Origin of the sequence: Enterovibrio makurazakiensis, from assembly GCF_050336585.1 — a bacterium.
Taxonomy (GTDB): Bacteria; Pseudomonadota; Gammaproteobacteria; order Enterobacterales; family Vibrionaceae; genus Enterovibrio; species Enterovibrio gelatinilyticus.
The window spans coordinates 1-17,487 of the sequence record NZ_JAKJSE010000034.1 but is presented as its reverse complement, the minus strand read 5'-3'; the positions used below and the strand labels follow the sequence as shown (position 1 = coordinate 17,487).

The following is a 17,487-nucleotide window of genomic DNA, read 5'->3' as shown; positions in this document are numbered from 1 at the left end:
TTACTTGATAACCACGAACGACCTCAAGAAACATGCTTCATAGGCGTTTCAAGGATGATTCAAAATAGAAAAGGAAGGGATTTTGAACCGACTTTATCTTTGTTCTGAAAACCATGACCAATATATGGATTTGCTCGCGAAAGCCCGTCTGCCTGATCTCGCGATCACCACACAGATTGAAGACGCTAATGTGGTTCTTGCTGACCCTCCTCTGTTTGCGCCTCACATTGAACACGCCCAAAGGCTAGTATGGCTGCAATCCACATTTGCGGGTTGTGACGCGTTGCTTGCCAACCCCAAGCGCGATTACCAACTGACAAACGTGCGCGGTATTTTTGGCCCCCTCATGTCCGAGTATGTCTTTGGACAATTACTGTCCATCACCCGTCATCTGCCTGAATACCAAGCACAACAAGCTAAGCGCCATTGGTCCGCTATCCCTTACAGCAGCCTTCAAGGTCTGCACATGGTGATCCTCGGAACTGGCTCTATTGGGTCACATGTCGCAACCACCGCCAAACATTTTGGAATGAAGGTAACAGGGGTGAGCCGCAGAGGTGCTATGGTTGCGCCATTTGATGACGTAGTATCTAACGCCCAGTTACACCAAGCGCTCGCATCAGCGGATGTCATCGTGTCAACACTGCCTTCAACCCCCCAAACCAAACATCTGTTAAATGCAGAGTTACTGTCACACTGTCATCAAGCTTTGTTGTTTAATGTAGGTCGAGGACCAGTATTGGAAGAGCAGGGATTACTGACGGCCATTGAAAAGCAGCATATCAGGCACGCGTTTCTCGATGTGTTTGTAACGGAACCCCTTGGCAGTGAACACGCGTTTTGGTCTCACTCTGCCATTTCTGTGACGCCACATATTTCTGCCATCAGCTTTCCTGAACAGGTAGTGGCGCTATTCAAAAAGAACTACTTGCGATGGATCGAAGGCACTTCTCTGCAGCACATTGTCGACTTTGAGTCAGGCTACTAAGCATGTCTAAAACGCTATTCACTCTCCTTGAAGAGATAAAACAATGCCAATTATGTACTGAGAACTTACCATTAGGTCCGCGCCCCGTGGTACAAGCCGCATCATCAGCGCGTTTATTGATCATCGGCCAAGCACCAGGAATACGCGTACATGAAACGGGGATACCTTGGAACGACCCTAGCGGCGATCGCCTTCGAGAGTGGCTTCAAATTGAAAAACCATGCTTCTACGATCCCAATAACATTGCCATCGTTCCCATGGGGTTTTGTTATCCAGGGAAAGGAAGCTCAGGGGATTTGCCTCCACGCCCCGAGTGCGCGCCAACGTGGCATGCGTCGATCAAACAACACCTGCCAAACGTAGAACTGACTCTGCTGATTGGTGATTACGCGCAACGCTACTACCTACCCAATAAACCCCGCACTCTGACAGAGACAGTCAAAGCCAACATACAATGGTCACCTGATTTTATTGCGCTGCCCCACCCATCGCCGCGCAACAATATTTGGCTGAGAAAGAACCCTTGGTTTGAGGAAGATGTGCTTCCTTATTTACGAGAGAGAGTTGAGCAGCTTTTATAAAAACATTCACCTTTTCGCTGATCGAGAAATTAAAATACAAACCTATAGAGAAATAAGTGTTTGATATTTAATGTTATTTATAGTGCGTACAGCTTTCTTAGCGATTTTCCGATAGAACCCAGCACAGTAAAATCCGTTCATATTTACCGTATAGACAGATATTTTCAACATGATCAGCTTTTAGATTAAATGGCAGCTTTTTGGATCATGATAGTTATGAAAAAACAACCGGCCACTCTATCTTATTGATAAAATTAAGTTAATTTCAATGTGCAGCTTTACAAGGTATTTTCCAAGTGAACCTCTGCACTAAGCATCCTCATTAGAATATCGCCCAAACAAAAATGGTCAGCAAGCGCTGACCATTTTCAAACTAAGCAAGACGTTGATTACTTGTGGTAAGGCTTTGAAAGCTCATGTACCGCTTCAACGAACACACCCGCATTTTCAGGTGGCACATCCAAATGAATGCCGTGGCCCAAATTGAATACGTGGCCAGTATTGCTGTTACCAAACCCTTCAAGAATGGTGCCCACTTCTTGGCGAATGCGTTCAGGTGATGCATACAGCATGGAAGGATCCATATTGCCTTGAAGCGCCACTTTGTCGCCAATGCGGCGTTTTGCTTCACCAATGTCAATGGTCCAATCCAGGCCAACACCATCACAGCCCGTCGCTGCAATTTTCTCTAGCCACATGCCACCGTTCTTAGTGAACAAGGTCACAGGTACGCGGCGACCTTCATTTTCACGGATCAAGCCATCAACGATTTTGTGCATGTATTGCAGTGAGAAGTCATTGTAATCACGTGGCGTCAATACACCGCCCCATGTATCAAATACCATCACAGATTGTGCGCCCGCTTTGATTTGCGCGTTAAGGTACTCAATCACACTGTCCGCCAGCTTATCCAAAAGCAGGTGCAGCGTTTGAGGATCGGCGTACATCATCTTTTTGATTTTGGTGAAGGCTTTCGAGCTGCCGCCTTCGACCATGTAGGTGGCCAGTGTCCAAGGGCTTCCAGAGAAACCGATCAATGGCACGTCACCGTTCAACCCTTTTCGACAAGCACGTACTGCATTCATGACATATTGCAGTTCACCTTCCGGGTCAGGAAGACCGATTTTTTCGACATCAGCTTTGCAGGTAATTGGGCGTTCAAACTTTGGACCTTCACCGGTCTCAAAATACAAACCAAGTCCCATTGCATCTGGGATAGTCAAAATGTCTGAAAATAGAATAGCAGCATCAAGAGGGAAGCGACGCAATGGTTGCAGAGTAACTTCACACGCCAGCTCTGCATTTTTACACAATGACATAAAGTCGCCAGCTTCCGCACGCGTCGCCTTATACTCTGGCAAATAACGACCTGCTTGACGCATCATCCATACCGGCGTGTAATCGACCGGCTCTTTTAACAGAGCACGCAAATAGCGATCATTCTTTAGTTCTGTCATTGTTCACATCCTAAAAGTTGAGTGGCGCTATTGTATCACCCTCAGAGAGCAACAAAAGCCGCCCTTTGTGGAGACGATCATAAATATCATCTCTCAGGATGCAGGATGTTTGCTGAAGCATTACGCACATGTTAAAAATTTGCTTCTAATAACAAAATGTCTGATAGACACTACCCATAAATATCGCATCTTACTCCCGCCTCCCTACGGCGGGTTTTTTTTGGCTATTCATCGGCTCGCAGGCTAGAAAAACTCTCGTAATGGCGGGTGACTCCCGCTTTTTTTGATTCGTCGATTTACAGTAGGGCGATCGCCTCCCTGCGCCCTCGCTGCTAACGGATGATTGGCTGTAGAAAGAGGGTTACTTTCTCACCCCTCTTTGCATTGATCAGGCCTCTTTCTCCAGATTTTCTGAACCAATCTCCGCTTTATTCACCCTCGTTGCAGGCGCACTTCTTCAATCAACCGCCGTGCAATCGTACCCTCCGGAGCCACCAGCGGTAAGTCATCTAACCCAAACCACTGCGCATCCGTAAGCTCTTCATAATCTGGATTAATATCGCCTGACGCGTAATCTGCAATGAAGCCAATCATGAGGTTCGATGGGAACGCCCACGGCTGGCTATCGAAGTAGCGAATGTTCGTCACGACGATACCTGTCTCTTCAAGCACCTCTCGAGCGACACACTGTTCTAGCGTTTCACCAGCTTCAACAAACCCTGCAATCACGGTATACATTCCATTTCTATGACGGGGGTGATGAGCCAACAATATTTCCCCTCCTCGCCTAACCGCAACAATGACACACGGTGAGACACGCGGATAATGTACGGTATGACACTGCAGACAAACCATCGCGACATGTTGCGCATCAAAGCAATTGCTACCACCGCACTGACTACAAAAGCGCTGTGTATTGCGCATATAGTCGAGTTGAATTGCTCTACCAGCAAGATTGAACAACGAAGGGTTAATAGAAAGCTGGCTACGAAGGCTATCAAAATCGGCGAAGGAAAAACCTCCACTATCAGAGGTATAGTGAACGGCCTTATTCTCAAATTCGCCGATGACATAGCTAGATAACGCCATTTTCTCAAGCTCTACTTGGGAAATTAAGGGTAAGCTGTGATCGGGTAACCATAACTTTCCGTCGTTTGCACAACACAAGTACACAAGATCTTTTTGATCAGACATAACGCAGTTTCGATCCTTGCTAACCGTGACAAATTGGGGCACTCTAAAATCAACTACCTGATGTTAGTAAAATGATAGCCAGAATGATATGGCTCAAATCCTATAAGAGCGCTCAGGTGCGCTGATCATGAGGAACGTGGTCATGCTAAATAAACTCGAAAAAGCACAACAACAGTGGGGCGGATATAGCGATGTCATCGACTATTGGTTGACGTTGCGACAAGAACTACTGGTTGAATATTCAAAGGTCGCTGGGCTGTCAGGCGGCAATAAAAATTGTCTTCCTACTGAACAGGAATTGAATCGATTTTGCGAAGCATTAGTCGATTACATCTCCGCAGGACATTTTAAGATTTATGACATGGTCATGAATCGTTGGCAATCCACAGGGTTTTCTAGCAACGCTGAGATAGACACGCTCTACTCGCGCATAGTAGAAACCACTGAACCCTTGCTGACTTTCAACGACAAATACAGCGCATTCGTATTGGATGAAGATAATTTTGCCCGTTTTGACAATGATATTTCTCGTGTCGGCGAAATAATGGAACTGCGCTTCGAACAGGAAGACATGCTGATACAACTGATTGCTGATAGCCTGTCGATTCCACCAGGTGCTTAACGCTTAGTATCTTGTCTTTGCCAATCCCATAGTCCGGTTAGTGGCCTCACTAGCCGGTCTCTGTTGTCTTCATCGCTTCTCGCTTCTCGCTTCTCGCTTCTCGCTTCTCGCTTCTCGCTTCTCGCTTCTCGCTTCTCGCTTCTCGCTTCTCGCTTCTCGCTTCTCGCTTCTCGCTTCTCGCTTTGCAGCAGAATATTCAGGTTGGTTTTCTTTCGGCAATAAAAAAGGCACCCCGAAGGGTGCCTTTTATCACTTTAAGTCAGGACTTAAAGGTCGTCGTTAAGACCAGCGTTCAGAAGTGCAGCTAGATCCTGAGATGCTTGTTCAGCATCCATTTGCGGAGCAACAGGTGCTTCTACCACTTGACGACGAGTTTGACGCGTCTTGTGATAAGCAAAGCCTGTACCTGCAGGGATCAAGCGACCAACGATAACGTTCTCTTTAAGACCACGAAGCTCATCACGCTTACCAGATACCGCTGCTTCAGTAAGAACGCGAGTGGTTTCCTGGAACGATGCTGCAGAGATGAACGACTCAGTTGCCAGAGACGCTTTAGTAATACCCAACAGATCGCGACCGAAAGAAGCAATTTGCTTACCTTCGTCTTCAAGCTTACGGTTCGCAATGGTTACGCGAGAGAATTCTACCTGCTCACCTTCTAGGAACTCAGAGTCACCAGAAGATGTGATAGTTACCTTACGTAGCATCTGACGAACGATAGTCTCGATGTGCTTATCGTTAATCTTAACGCCTTGCAGACGGTAAACGTCTTGCACTTCGTTAGTGATGTATTCAGTTACCGCACGCACACCACGTAGACGCAGAATATCGTGTGGAGACTCTGGACCATCAGCGATTACGTCACCCTTCTCAACTTTTTCACCTTCGAATACGTTCAGCTGACGCCACTTAGGAATCATCTCTTCGTATGGTGAACCGTCAGTTGGCGTGATGATCAGGCGACGTTTACCTTTGGTTTCTTTACCGAAGGAGATTGCACCAGTGATCTCTGCCAGAATTGCAGGTTCTTTAGGCTTACGAGCTTCGAATAGATCCGCTACGCGTGGCAGACCACCGGTGATATCTTTCGTACCACTTGCAGCTTGCGGGATACGTGAAAGCACTTCACCAATACCAACGGTTGCACCATCTTCCAACTGGACAATTGCTTTACCAGGTAGGAAGTATTGTGCAGGCATGTCAGTACCTGGGATCATGATATCGTTACCAGCAGCGTCAAGCAGCTTAACGGTTGGACGCATGTCTTTACCGGCAGATGTACGCTCAGCAGCGTCCAAAATCACCATTGAAGACAGACCTGTCAGCTCATCAGTTTGACGCTGAACAGTCACGCCATCGATCATGTCATGGAACTGGATACGACCTTCCACTTCCGTGATGATTGGCATTGTGTGCGGGTCCCAGTTTGCTACGGTTTCACCGATAGCCACTGCGTCACCGTCTTTCTTCGCAAGGATAGTACCGTAAGGAAGCTTATAGTTTTCCTTCGTACGACCAAACTCATCAACGATAGTCAGCTCAGAAGCACGAGACGTGATAACCAGCTTGCCTGCGTTGTTCGTAACGAACTTCGCATTGTGCAGGTGCAACGAACCCTTGTTCTTCACTTGGATGCTGTTTTCTGCTGCCGCACGCGATGCCGCACCACCAATGTGGAACGTACGCATTGTCAGCTGTGTACCCGGCTCACCGATTGACTGAGCAGCGATTACACCGACTGCTTCACCGTGGTTAATGATATGACCACGCGCCAAGTCACGACCGTAACAGTTTGCACAACAACCGAAGTCTGTCTGACAGCTAACTACAGAGCGTACTTTCACTTGGTCAACAGAGTTCAGTTCTAGGATCTCACACCACTTCTCATCAAGAAGCGTGTTACGAGGTGCAAGAACTTCATCTGTACCAGGCTTCATCACGTCTTCAGCAACAACACGACCAAGAACACGCTCACGCAGTGCTTCTTTAACGTCGCCGCCTTCGATAACAGCCATCATGTGGATACCTTCGCTGGTACCACAGTCGGATTCAGTTACAACAACATCTTGTGCAACGTCTACTAGACGACGAGTCAGGTAACCTGAGTTCGCAGTCTTAAGTGCGGTATCCGCAAGACCCTTACGAGCACCGTGCGTCGAGATGAAGTACTGAAGTACGTTCAAACCTTCACGGAAGTTCGCAGTGATTGGCGTTTCGATGATTGAGCCATCCGGCTTAGCCATCAGACCACGCATACCCGCCAACTGACGAATCTGAGCAGCAGAACCACGAGCACCTGAGTCGGCCATCATGTAAACGCTGTTAAACGATTTCTGTTCTTCTTGTTCGCCGTCGCGGTTAATAACGGTGTCGTGAGACAAGTTATCCATCATCGCTTTAGCAACTTGTTCGTTCGCCGCAGCCCAGATATCGATAACTTTGTTATAACGTTCGCCAGCGGTTACCAGACCAGACTGGAACTGCTCCTGAATTTCAGCAACTTCAGCTTCAGCCGCTTCGATCAGGTCGTATTTAGCCTGTGGGATCACCATGTCGTCGATACCAACAGATACACCAGACAGTGCCGCGTAAGCGAAACCGGTGTACATGATTTGGTCAGCGAAGATAACGGTGTCTTTCAGACCCAGCTTACGGTAACAAGTGTTCAGCAAGTTAGAGATCTGCTTTTTACCCAACGCTTGGTTAACGATGTCGTATGGCAGGCCTTCAGGCACGATTTGCCACAACATTGCACGACCAACGGTGGTGTCACGCAGTTCTACTGACTCGGTGCGGTTACCCATCTCGTCAAACAGCACTTCTTTCAAGCGTACTTTTACGCGAGCATGCAGTTCAGCGTTGCCAGTACGGTAAGCTTTTTCAGCTTCCGCAGAGCCTGACAGGTAAAGGCCTTCGCCTTTCGCATTAACTTTGTCACGGGTCATGTAGTACAGACCCAATACAACGTCCTGAGAAGGTACGATGATTGGATCACCGGACGCTGGAGACAGGATGTTGTTGGTCGACATCATCAGAGCACGTGCTTCAAGTTGAGCTTCCAACGTCAACGGTACGTGTACCGCCATTTGGTCACCATCGAAGTCGGCGTTGTATGCCGCACAAACCAGCGGGTGAAGCTGAATCGCTTTACCTTCGATCAGTACAGGTTCAAATGCCTGAATACCCAAACGGTGAAGTGTTGGTGCACGGTTTAGCAGTACTGGGTGTTCACGGATAACTTCATCCAAGATATCCCAAACGACAGCTTCTTCGCGCTCAACCATTTTCTTAGCAGCTTTGATCGTAGTCGCAAGACCACGTGCTTCTAGTTTGCCGTAGATAAATGGTTTGAATAGCTCAAGTGCCATCTTCTTAGGAAGACCACACTGGTGTAGACGAAGGTATGGACCTACGGTGATTACCGAACGACCAGAGTAGTCTACACGCTTACCAAGCAAGTTCTGACGGAAACGACCTTGCTTACCTTTGATCATGTCAGCTAGAGACTTAAGCGGACGCTTGTTCGAACCAGTGATGGCACGACCACGACGACCGTTGTCTAGCAGGGCGTCAACTGACTCTTGCAGCATACGCTTTTCGTTACGTACGATGATGTCAGGTGCAGCCAGATCAAGTAGGCGTTTCAGACGGTTGTTACGGTTGATTACACGACGGTACAGATCGTTAAGATCTGAAGTCGCGAAACGACCGCCATCCAGTGGTACCAATGGACGAAGGTCCGGTGGCAGAACTGGAAGTACAGTCAGGATCATCCACTCAGGGTTGTTTCCAGACTGTAGGAATGCTTCAACAAGCTTCAAACGCTTGGTGATTTTCTTGCGCTTAGTTTCAGAGTTGGTTTCTTCCAGCTCTTCACGCATTAGTTCAGTTTCAGCTTGCAGGTCCATGTTGGCTAGCAATGCTTTCACTGCTTCGGCACCCATGCGAGCGTCGAATTCGTCACCCCATTGCTCAAGCGCGTCAAGATACTGCTCTTCAGACAGCATTTGGCTACGCTCAAGATCGGTCATGCCTGGTTCGATCACAACATATGATTCGAAGTACAGAACACGCTCGATGTCACGCAAAGGCATGTCCATCAGCAAACCGATACGAGACGGTAGTGATTTCAGGAACCAGATGTGGGCAACAGGTGAAGCCAACTCAATGTGACCCATACGCTCACGGCGTACTTTGGTCTGAGTAACTTCAACACCACATTTTTCACAGATCACACCACGGTGCTTAAGGCGCTTGTATTTACCGCAAAGACATTCGTAGTCTTTTACCGGGCCAAAGATACGTGCACAGAAAAGGCCGTCACGTTCAGGCTTAAAGGTACGGTAGTTAATGGTTTCTGGCTTTTTAACTTCACCGAAAGACCATGAACGAATCATGTCTGGTGAAGCTAGACCGATTTTGATTGCATCAAATTCTTCGGTCTTATGCTGTGCTTTCAGAAACTTAAGTAAGTCTTTCACATTTGGCTCCTGTGAGGAGTTGACCCAGAAAGGCGCTGGCAGTCAGCGCCTTCATATTGATACCGGAAATCCCTTCGCAGTTTAGTGCGAAGGGAGTTACGAGCAAGCCTTGGCTTATTCGTCTTCCAGCTCGATGTTGATACCCAACGAGCGGATTTCTTTCAGCAATACATTGAAAGATTCCGGCATACCCGGCTCCATGCGGTGATCGCCATCGACGATGTTCTTATACATCTTCGTACGGCCGTTCACGTCATCCGACTTAACAGTCAGCATTTCTTGCAAGGTGTATGCTGCGCCGTATGCTTCAAGCGCCCACACTTCCATCTCACCGAAACGCTGGCCACCGAACTGAGCTTTACCACCCAGCGGCTGCTGAGTAACTAGGCTGTAAGAACCGGTAGAACGAGCATGCATCTTGTCATCAACCAAGTGGTTCAGTTTCAGCATGTACATGTAACCAACAGTTACAGGACGCTCAAACTTCTCACCAGTACGGCCGTCGAACAAGTTCAACTGACCAGACTCAGGCAGATCACCGAGCTTCAACAATTCTTTGATTGAAGGCTCTGGTGCACCGTCGAATACTGGCGTTGCAATCGGAAGACCTGCACGCAAGTTTTGGATCAATGTACGCACTTCGTCATCAGTCATTGTGCTGATATCGACTTTCTGACGAGTATCACCCAGGCTGTATACCTTCTGCAGGAATTCGCGGAATTTCGCTAACTCTTGCTGCTCTTTAAGCATCTTGTTGATCTTGTTACCGATACCTTTCGCCGCTAGGCCAAGGTGGGTTTCAAGGATCTGACCGATGTTCATACGAGACGGTACACCCAGTGGGTTCAATACGATGTCTACTGGTTCACCAGTTTCGTCGTACGGCATGTCTTCAACAGGGTTAATCTTAGAGATAACACCCTTGTTACCGTGACGACCCGCCATCTTATCACCAGGCTGGATGCGACGTTTAACAGCAAGGTAAACCTTAACAATCTTAAGGACACCTGGTGCTAGATCGTCACCCTGAGTGATCTTGCGACGTTTGGTATCGAACTTCTTATCGAAGTCAGATTTCAGCTCGTCGTACTGCTCAGCCAGTTGCTCAAGCTGAGTTTGCAGCGCTTCGTCGTCAAGGGTTTGCGTTAGCATGCTCTGACGATCCATGTTCGCCAGTTTTTCTTGGCTGTAACCGGCATGACCCAGTACGCCACGAACACGTGCCACCAAACCACCTTCAAGAATAGAGAACTCTTCTGTCAGGTCTTTCTTGGCTTCTTTAAGCTGCATTTCTTCGATTTCTAGCGCACGCTTGTCTTTCTCTACACCGTCACGGGTAAATACTTGTACGTCGATAACCGTACCAGATACGCCGTTAGGAACACGTAGAGAAGAGTCTTTCACGTCAGACGCTTTCTCGCCGAAGATTGCACGTAGTAGTTTTTCTTCTGGTGTAAGCTGAGTTTCACCTTTAGGTGTTACTTTACCTACCAGAATGTCACCGCCTTTCACTTCCGCACCGATGTAAACAACACCAGATTCGTCAAGTTTAGACAGAGCCGCTTCACCCACGTTAGGGATATCAGCAGTGATTTCTTCGCTACCCAGTTTAGTATCACGCGCCACACAAGAAAGCTCTTGGATGTGGATGGTAGTCAGGCGGTCTTCCTGCACTACACGCTCAGATACAAGGATGGAGTCCTCGAAGTTGTAACCATTCCAAGGCATGAACGCGATACGCATGTTCTGGCCAAGTGCTAGTTCACCTAGGTCTGTTGAAGGACCATCAGCCAACACGTCACCACGTGCAACTGGCTCACCAGGCATCACAGTTGGACGCTGGTTGATACAGGTGTTCTGGTTAGAACGGGTGTACTTCGTCAGGTTGTAAATATCGATACCAGCTTCACCAGAAACCAGCTCTTCTTCATTAACCTTAATAACGATACGTGATGCATCTACTGACTGAACCATACCGCCGCGCTTAGCAACAGCTGTTACGCCCGAGTCAACCGCTACTGCACGCTCAATACCAGTACCTACTAGCGGCTTATCAGCACGCAAAGTTGGAACTGCCTGACGTTGCATGTTCGCACCCATAAGTGCACGGTTAGCATCATCGTGCTCTAGGAACGGGATCAGAGATGCTGCCACCGATACAACCTGGTTGGTTGCAACGTCCATGTACTGAACGTGATCGCGTGGGTGCAGACCTGAATCGCCTTTCTGGCGAGCAGTGATCAATTCTTCACCGAAAGAACCGTCTTCGTTCAACACGGCATTCGCCTGTGCGATAACGAATTGACCTTCTTCGATAGCAGAAAGGTAATCAATTTGATCCGTAACTTTACCGTCAACAACTTTACGGTAAGGCGTTTCCAGGAAGCCGTACGGGTTAGTACGTGCATATGCTGAAAGCGAGTTAATCAGACCGATGTTTGGACCTTCAGGCGTTTCGATAGGACATAGGCGACCGTAGTGGGTAGCGTGAACATCTCGAACTTCAAAGCCTGCGCGCTCACGCGTCAGACCGCCTGGACCCAATGCAGAGATACGACGCTTGTGCGTCACTTCTGACAACGGGTTGTTTTGGTCCATAAACTGTGACAACTGAGAAGAGCCAAAGAACTCTTTCACTGCCGCAGAGATTGGTTTAGCGTTGATCAGATCTTGAGGCATGATTGCATCAAGGTCGCCAAGGCTTAGACGTTCTTTAACCGCACGCTCAACACGAACCAGACCTACACGGAATTGGTTCTCTGCCATTTCGCCAACAGAACGAATACGACGGTTACCCAAGTGGTCAATATCATCAACTTCACCAATACCGTTACGGATATCGATAAGCTTACGCATAACCTGGATAATATCGTCATGGCTCAGCACGCCAGAACCGGTCATTTCTTCGCGGCACAGTGAACTGTTGAACTTCATGCGACCTACCGCAGACAGATCGTAACGATCTTCTGAGAAGAACAAGCTTTCAAAAAGCTGCTCCGCTGCTTCGCGCGTTGGTGGCTCACCAGGGCGCATCATGCGGTAAATTTCAACCAACGCGCTTAGACGGTCAGTCGTGCTGTCGATACGCAAGGTATCAGACATGTACGGGCCGTTGTCCAAGTCATTGGTGAACAGGGTTTCGATCTTCTTGTGGCCTGCTTGAGAAAGAAGCGCTAGCGTTTCTAGGCTCAGTTCTTGGTTAGCAGGTGCAATGATCTCACCGGTTTCCTCGTTGATGTAATCACGTGCAGCAACTTTGCCCACGATATACTCAACAGGAACTTCAATTTTTGTCACGCCGTCTTTTTCAAGCTGACGAATGTGGCGCGCAGTAATGCGACGACCTTGTTCGATGTATACCTTGCCGTCTGCTTCGATATCAAAGCTCGCAGTTTCACCACGTAGACGATCAGGTACCAGCTCCATCACCAGAGACTTGCCTTGTACTTCGAACACAATTTTGTCGAAGAACATGTCAAGAATTTGCTCTGTGGTGTATTCCAGCGCACGAAGAATGATCGATGCAGGTAGCTTACGACGACGGTCAATACGGACGTAAACAGCATCTTTAGGATCAAACTCAAAGTCCAACCACGAACCGCGGTATGGAATGATACGTGCGTTGTACAGCACTTTACCTGAGGAATGGGTTTTACCCTTATCGCTGTCGAAGAAGACGCCCGGGCTACGATGCAGCTGGGATACGATAACCCTCTCAGTACCGTTAATTACGAAGGTACCATTGTCGGTCATGAGTGGAATTTCACCCATGTAGACTTCTTGTTCTTTAATGTCTTTTACGGTGCCAGCCGGTGCGTCTTTGTCAAACATCACTAGGCGCAATTTCACGCGAAGCGGTGCAGAATAAGTTACGCCACGAATTTGGCATTCTTTAACATCAAAAACTGGCTCACCGAGACGATAGCTAACGTATTGCAGCTCGGAATTGCCATTGTAGCTCTGAATCGGAAATACAGAGCGAAAGGCAGCTTCAAGACCGTATTGCCCTTCTGGATCCTGCTCGATAAATTTTTCGAAAGAATCAAGCTGGATAGACAGTAAGTATGGTACGTCCAAGACTTGCGGACGCTTACCAAAATCCTTACGGATACGCTTTTTCTCGGTATAAGAGTAAACCATAGGGTTCCTCAGCTCGCTGATAAGTGACCCAAACTGTCCAGACTGAGGGACAGTAACTAAACAACCAACCGTTTACTGTAGGAACATCAGAGGGTTAATCTGATGTCTTTTTGCATGGATAGTAGTGACTAAACGGGGTGCAAAATTCACTACTGCCCTACAGCGCAAAAAGGCCGGTGACTATTTAGCCACCAGCCATTAGCCATTTCAGGCTAAGAAGCTAAGCAATAATTACTTAACTTCAACAGAAGCACCAGCTTCTTCTAGCTGTGCTTTAAGAGCGTCAGCTTCTTCTTTAGAAACAGCTTCTTTCAACGGAGCTGGAGCACCGTCAACAACAGCTTTAGCTTCTTTCAGACCTAGGCCAGTTGCGCCACGTACTGCTTTGATAACAGCAACTTTGTTTGGACCACAAGAAGTTAGGATTACGTCGAATTCAGTTTGCTCTTCAACAGCTTCTGCTGCTGCGCCGCCTGCAACTACTGCTGCTGCAGCAGAAACACCGAACTTCTCTTCCATAGCTTCGATTAGTTCAACAACTTGCATTACAGACATTTCTGCAACTGCGTCTAGGATTTGCTCGTTAGTGATAGACATAACAATTCTCTTTAAAGTCAACAATTAGTTTAAATAGCAACCAGTTAAAAGCAAGGCAAATTATGCCGCAGCTTCTTCTTTTTGGTCGCGAACAGCCGCAATGGTACGTACCAGCTTGCCAGCAGACGCTTCTTTCATGCACATCATTAGGCGTGCGATAGCTTCGTCGTAAGTTGGCAGCGTTGCTAGAACGTCAGCATCAGTGATAGAGCCTTCGAATGCAGCAGCTTTGATTTCGAAATTTTTGTTCTCTTTAGCGAAGTCTTTGAAAAGACGCGCCGCAGCACCTGGGTGCTCATTAGAGAACGCAATCAGTGAAGGACCAACGAAGATGTCTTGAAGACATGCATAGTCAGTGCCTTCAACTGCACGACGAGCAAGGGTGTTACGAACAACTCTCATGTAAACGCCAGCTTCACGAGCTTGTTTACGTAGAGAAGTCATTGCACCAACCGCTACACCGCGAGAATCAGCTACAACTGCAGAAAGGGCACCACTGGCAGCTTCGTTGACTTCAGCAACAATTGCTTTTTTGTCTTGAAGATTTAATGCCATTTGGATTTGCTCCTGGATTATATATACACCACTCGCTACTTCTCAGCAGGAGAGTAAGTACGGCGCAGATCCAAGAAAGAATTTATCTATCATGTTCTGGCACCGTCTACGTAGGCTAATTAAGTTCCTATCCGAAGATGAAACGCCTACGGTCTTGGACGAAGTCCGACTAGCGGACATCAGCCATTATTTTAAAGCGGGAAATTGTACAGTAACTCCCCGCTTTAAGCAAATTAGATTGCTTGTGCGTCCAGAGTGTTCTGGTCAACCGCAACACCTGCACCCATAGTGGTAGAGATGCTTACTTTCTTAACGAAAGTACCTTTCGCTGAAGAAGGCTTAGCTTTCTTCAGAGCTACCAACAATGCTTCAAGGTTACCCTTAAGTTTGTCAGCATCGAAATCAACCTTACCAATTGTGGTGTGGATGATACCGTTCTTGTCGTTACGGTAACGAACCTGACCAGCTTTAGCATTTTTAACTGCTTCAGCAACGTTAGGGGTTACAGTACCAACTTTAGGGTTTGGCATCAGGCCGCGTGGACCCAAGATAGTACCCAATTGACCTACAACGCGCATTGCATCAGGAGATGCGATAACAACGTCGAAGTTCATTTCGCCTTTCTTGATTTGGTCAGCCAGATCTTCCATACCAACGATATCAGCACCAGCTTCTTTCGCAGCTTCAGCGTTTGCACCTTGAGTGAATACCGCTACGCGGATGTCACGACCAGTACCGTGTGGCAACACAGTTGCGCCACGAACGTTTTGATCTGATTTACGTGCATCGATGCCCAGGTTTACTGCAACATCAACACTTTCTACGAATTTAGCAGTAGCCAGTTCTTTAAGAAGAGCAACAGCTTCGTTGATATCGTACTCACGAGTAACATCAACTTTGTCGCGGATAACGCGCATGCGTTTAGTCAGTTTAGCCATTGTCTTAACCCTCTACTACCAGACCCATTGAACGAGCAGTACCAGCAATTGAGCGTTTCATCGCTTCAATGTCTGCACCAGTCATGTCTTTCGCTTTAGTTTCAGCGATTTCCTGGATCTGAGCGTCAGTAATAGTACCAACTTTCTCAGTGTTAGGACGGCCTGAACCAGACTTGATACCAGCAGCTTTCTTAAGAAGAACTGCAGCAGGTGGAGTCTTCATTTCGAAAGTGAAAGAACGGTCGCTGTATACAGAGATAACAACTGGAGTCGGCAGACCTTTCTCTAGAGATTCTGTACGTGCGTTAAACGCTTTACAGAATTCCATGATGTTTACGCCATGTTGACCAAGAGCTGGACCAACTGGTGGACTTGGGTTAGCCATACCTGCTGCAACTTGCAGCTTGATGTAAGCTTCTACTTTTTTAGCCATTACTAAATACCTAAATTTGGGTTCAAACGTCTGTTTCTAAATAAACAGACTCCCCGTTTAACAAAAGGGCGCGAAATTGTATTCAAATTTCGCGCCCCTAGCAATACTTTCCGAGCAAAAAACGATCAGCTTTTTTCAACCTGACTGAATTCTAGCTCTACTGGTGTCGCACGACCGAAGATAGATACAGAAACCTTAACGCGGCTCTTCTCGTAATCAACTTCTTCTACCACGCCATTGAAGTCCGCAAATGGGCCTTCAGTAACACGGACAACTTCACCCGCTTCGTACACAGTTTTGTGCACTGGAGATTCGCTCGCTTTTTCCAGACGGTTCAGGATAGCATCAGCTTCTTTATCAGAAATCGGTGCTGGGCGGTCAGGTGTACCACCAATGAAGCCCATCACACGCGGCACACTACGTACCAAGTGCCATGATTCATCATTCATGATCATCTGAACCAGAACGTACCCTGGGAAAAACTTGCGTTCACTCTTGCGACGCTGTCCTGCGCGCATTTCTACAACTTCCTCGGTAGGTACAAGTATCTCACCGAAGAAATCTTCCATTTCGTGAATCTTGATATACTCGTTCAGAGACTTAGATACACGGCCTTCAAAGCCGGAGAAAGCCTGAACAACATACCAACGTTTTTTAGGAGCTTCGCTCATGTAGTTATCCTCACACGCCAGTGAATAGGCGGACCAGACGGACCATAATACCGTCGATACCCCACAGGATGAGCGCCATGACGACAGTAACAGCCAGAACGATGAGAGTGGTCTGCAAAGTTTCTTGGCGCGTTGGCCATACCACTTTGCGCACTTCCATACGCGACTCACGTGCAAACGTGATCGCCGCTTTGCCTTTACCTGTTAAGGCAGCAACACCACCGGCCGCTGCAACAAGCACAACAACCGCAGCTGCACGTAGTACGACGGACATATCGCCGTAAACGCTATTTCCTACTACAGCAGTCGCCACTAAGGCAAAAACCACAACCCATTTTAGGGTGTCCATTGACCCGGTTGGGGCTTCAGCATTCGCTTTCATACATTCTACCTGTACTAATCTATTTCATCGACGACAACAACCTCGCGTTAGCGAGGTGAAAAGAACAAGAAAAGCTGTGCGGACTTACATCGTCGCTCATTTTCTTCTCTTAAAACGTATATCACTGCGACCAATCGGCGAAAAAAAGTTCAATCTAAAGATTTGGTGCAGAAAAAGGGCATCAAATGATGCCCTTTTTGCTAGTGTGTCGTCAAATCTTATTCGATGATTTTAGCAACAACACCCGCACCAACTGTACGGCCACCTTCGCGGATTGCGAAGCGTAGACCTTCGTCCATCGCGATTGGCGCGATTAGAGTAACAGTCATAGAAATGTTATCACCAGGCATTACCATCTCAACGCCTTCTGGCAGTTCGATAGTACCGGTCACGTCAGTTGTACGGAAGTAGAACTGTGGACGGTAGCCTTTGAAGAACGGAGTATGAC

The 17,487-nt window shown here is 47.6% G+C and carries 14 protein-coding genes; 3 read left to right on the top strand and 11 right to left on the bottom strand.

All coding sequences use genetic code 11. The annotated features are described in order from the left end of the window. The first annotated feature begins 79 nt into the window (after window positions 1-79). Both L4D06_RS22330 and L4D06_RS22325 read left to right on the top strand, forming a co-directional pair. On the top strand, window positions 80-988 hold the full coding sequence (locus tag L4D06_RS22330) for a D-2-hydroxyacid dehydrogenase (protein WP_429741482.1): 909 nt from the start codon (window positions 80-82) through the stop codon (window positions 986-988). Between the two features lie 2 nt (window positions 989-990). Next, window positions 991-1,569 carry a uracil-DNA glycosylase family protein gene (locus L4D06_RS22325; protein WP_429741438.1) on the top strand — a complete coding sequence of 193 codons (579 nt, stop codon included), beginning with the start codon at window positions 991-993 and terminating at the stop codon, window positions 1,567-1,569. Between the two features lie 389 nt (window positions 1,570-1,958). On the opposite strand, the gene hemE is transcribed toward L4D06_RS22325, so the two are convergent. Beyond that, window positions 1,959-3,026 carry a uroporphyrinogen decarboxylase gene (hemE, locus tag L4D06_RS22320; RefSeq protein WP_429741436.1) on the bottom strand — a complete coding sequence of 356 codons (1,068 nt, stop codon included), beginning with the start codon at window positions 3,024-3,026 and terminating at the stop codon, window positions 1,959-1,961. Window positions 3,027-3,458: 432 nt separating this feature from the next. Continuing rightward, window positions 3,459-4,220 (bottom strand): NAD(+) diphosphatase, encoded by a 762-nt coding sequence (nudC, locus tag L4D06_RS22315; protein WP_429741434.1) that lies wholly within the window; start codon window positions 4,218-4,220, stop codon window positions 3,459-3,461. Window positions 4,221-4,362: 142 nt separating this feature from the next. On the opposite strand from nudC, the gene L4D06_RS22310 reads away from it, so the two are divergent. After that, entirely contained in the window at window positions 4,363-4,842 is a 480-nt protein-coding gene (locus tag L4D06_RS22310; RefSeq protein ID WP_028024468.1) for an Rsd/AlgQ family anti-sigma factor, read from the top strand. A gap of 266 nt (window positions 4,843-5,108) precedes the next feature. Here L4D06_RS22310 and rpoC read toward each other — a convergent pair whose 3' ends face one another. From rpoC to L4D06_RS22265, 9 genes are all read right to left on the bottom strand, one after another. Continuing rightward, the gene (rpoC, locus tag L4D06_RS22305) at window positions 5,109-9,323 is read right to left on the bottom strand and encodes a DNA-directed RNA polymerase subunit beta' (protein WP_274166603.1); all 4,215 of its coding nucleotides are present in this window, start codon (window positions 9,321-9,323) and stop codon (window positions 5,109-5,111) included. 114 nt (window positions 9,324-9,437) lie between these two features. Further along, window positions 9,438-13,463, bottom strand: coding sequence for a DNA-directed RNA polymerase subunit beta (rpoB, locus tag L4D06_RS22300; protein ID WP_274166604.1), 4,026 nt, complete (start codon window positions 13,461-13,463; stop codon window positions 9,438-9,440). 231 nt (window positions 13,464-13,694) lie between these two features. Then, window positions 13,695-14,060: a 50S ribosomal protein L7/L12 gene (rplL, locus tag L4D06_RS22295; RefSeq protein WP_274166605.1), complete on the bottom strand. Its 366-nt coding sequence runs from the start codon at window positions 14,058-14,060 to the stop codon at window positions 13,695-13,697. Window positions 14,061-14,120: 60 nt separating this feature from the next. Further along, entirely contained in the window at window positions 14,121-14,615 is a 495-nt protein-coding gene (rplJ, locus tag L4D06_RS22290) for a 50S ribosomal protein L10 (protein ID WP_274166606.1), read from the bottom strand. 233 nt (window positions 14,616-14,848) lie between these two features. Beyond that, window positions 14,849-15,553, bottom strand: a complete 705-nt coding sequence (rplA, locus tag L4D06_RS22285) for a 50S ribosomal protein L1 (RefSeq protein WP_274166607.1) — start codon at window positions 15,551-15,553, stop codon at window positions 14,849-14,851. A 4-nt stretch (window positions 15,554-15,557) separates the two neighbouring features. Further along, window positions 15,558-15,986 (bottom strand): 50S ribosomal protein L11, encoded by a 429-nt coding sequence (gene rplK / locus L4D06_RS22280; RefSeq protein ID WP_062710350.1) that lies wholly within the window; start codon window positions 15,984-15,986, stop codon window positions 15,558-15,560. 125 nt (window positions 15,987-16,111) lie between these two features. Continuing rightward, complete coding sequence (gene nusG, locus L4D06_RS22275; RefSeq protein ID WP_028024461.1) at window positions 16,112-16,657, bottom strand: transcription termination/antitermination protein NusG; 546 nt, start codon at window positions 16,655-16,657, stop codon at window positions 16,112-16,114. A gap of 10 nt (window positions 16,658-16,667) precedes the next feature. After that, on the bottom strand, window positions 16,668-17,039 hold the full coding sequence (gene secE, locus L4D06_RS22270; RefSeq protein WP_028024460.1) for a preprotein translocase subunit SecE: 372 nt from the start codon (window positions 17,037-17,039) through the stop codon (window positions 16,668-16,670). Window positions 17,040-17,257: 218 nt separating this feature from the next. Beyond that, window positions 17,258-17,487, bottom strand: a 230-nt coding sequence (locus tag L4D06_RS22265) for an EF-Tu C-terminal domain-related protein (protein WP_489685850.1), incomplete at its 5' end; no start/stop codon positions are given.

What these genes read in the sequence shown, in the direction of transcription:
- L4D06_RS22325 (WP_429741438.1), top strand. Translation starts at nt 991, where the DNA reads ATGTCTAAAACGCTATTCACTCTCCTTGAAGAGATAAAACAATGCCAA.
- hemE (WP_429741436.1), bottom strand. Translation starts at nt 3,026, where the DNA reads ATGACAGAACTAAAGAATGATCGCTATTTGCGTGCTCTGTTAAAAGAG.
- nudC (WP_429741434.1), bottom strand. Translation starts at nt 4,220, where the DNA reads ATGTCTGATCAAAAAGATCTTGTGTACTTGTGTTGTGCAAACGACGGA.
- L4D06_RS22310 (WP_028024468.1), top strand. Translation starts at nt 4,363, where the DNA reads ATGCTAAATAAACTCGAAAAAGCACAACAACAGTGGGGCGGATATAGC.
- rpoB (WP_274166604.1), bottom strand. Translation starts at nt 13,463, where the DNA reads ATGGTTTACTCTTATACCGAGAAAAAGCGTATCCGTAAGGATTTTGGT.
- rplL (WP_274166605.1), bottom strand. Translation starts at nt 14,060, where the DNA reads ATGTCTATCACTAACGAGCAAATCCTAGACGCAGTTGCAGAAATGTCT.
- rplJ (WP_274166606.1), bottom strand. Translation starts at nt 14,615, where the DNA reads ATGGCATTAAATCTTCAAGACAAAAAAGCAATTGTTGCTGAAGTCAAC.
- rplA (WP_274166607.1), bottom strand. Translation starts at nt 15,553, where the DNA reads ATGGCTAAACTGACTAAACGCATGCGCGTTATCCGCGACAAAGTTGAT.
- rplK (WP_062710350.1), bottom strand. Translation starts at nt 15,986, where the DNA reads ATGGCTAAAAAAGTAGAAGCTTACATCAAGCTGCAAGTTGCAGCAGGT.
- nusG (WP_028024461.1), bottom strand. Translation starts at nt 16,657, where the DNA reads ATGAGCGAAGCTCCTAAAAAACGTTGGTATGTTGTTCAGGCTTTCTCC.
- secE (WP_028024460.1), bottom strand. Translation starts at nt 17,039, where the DNA reads ATGAAAGCGAATGCTGAAGCCCCAACCGGGTCAATGGACACCCTAAAA.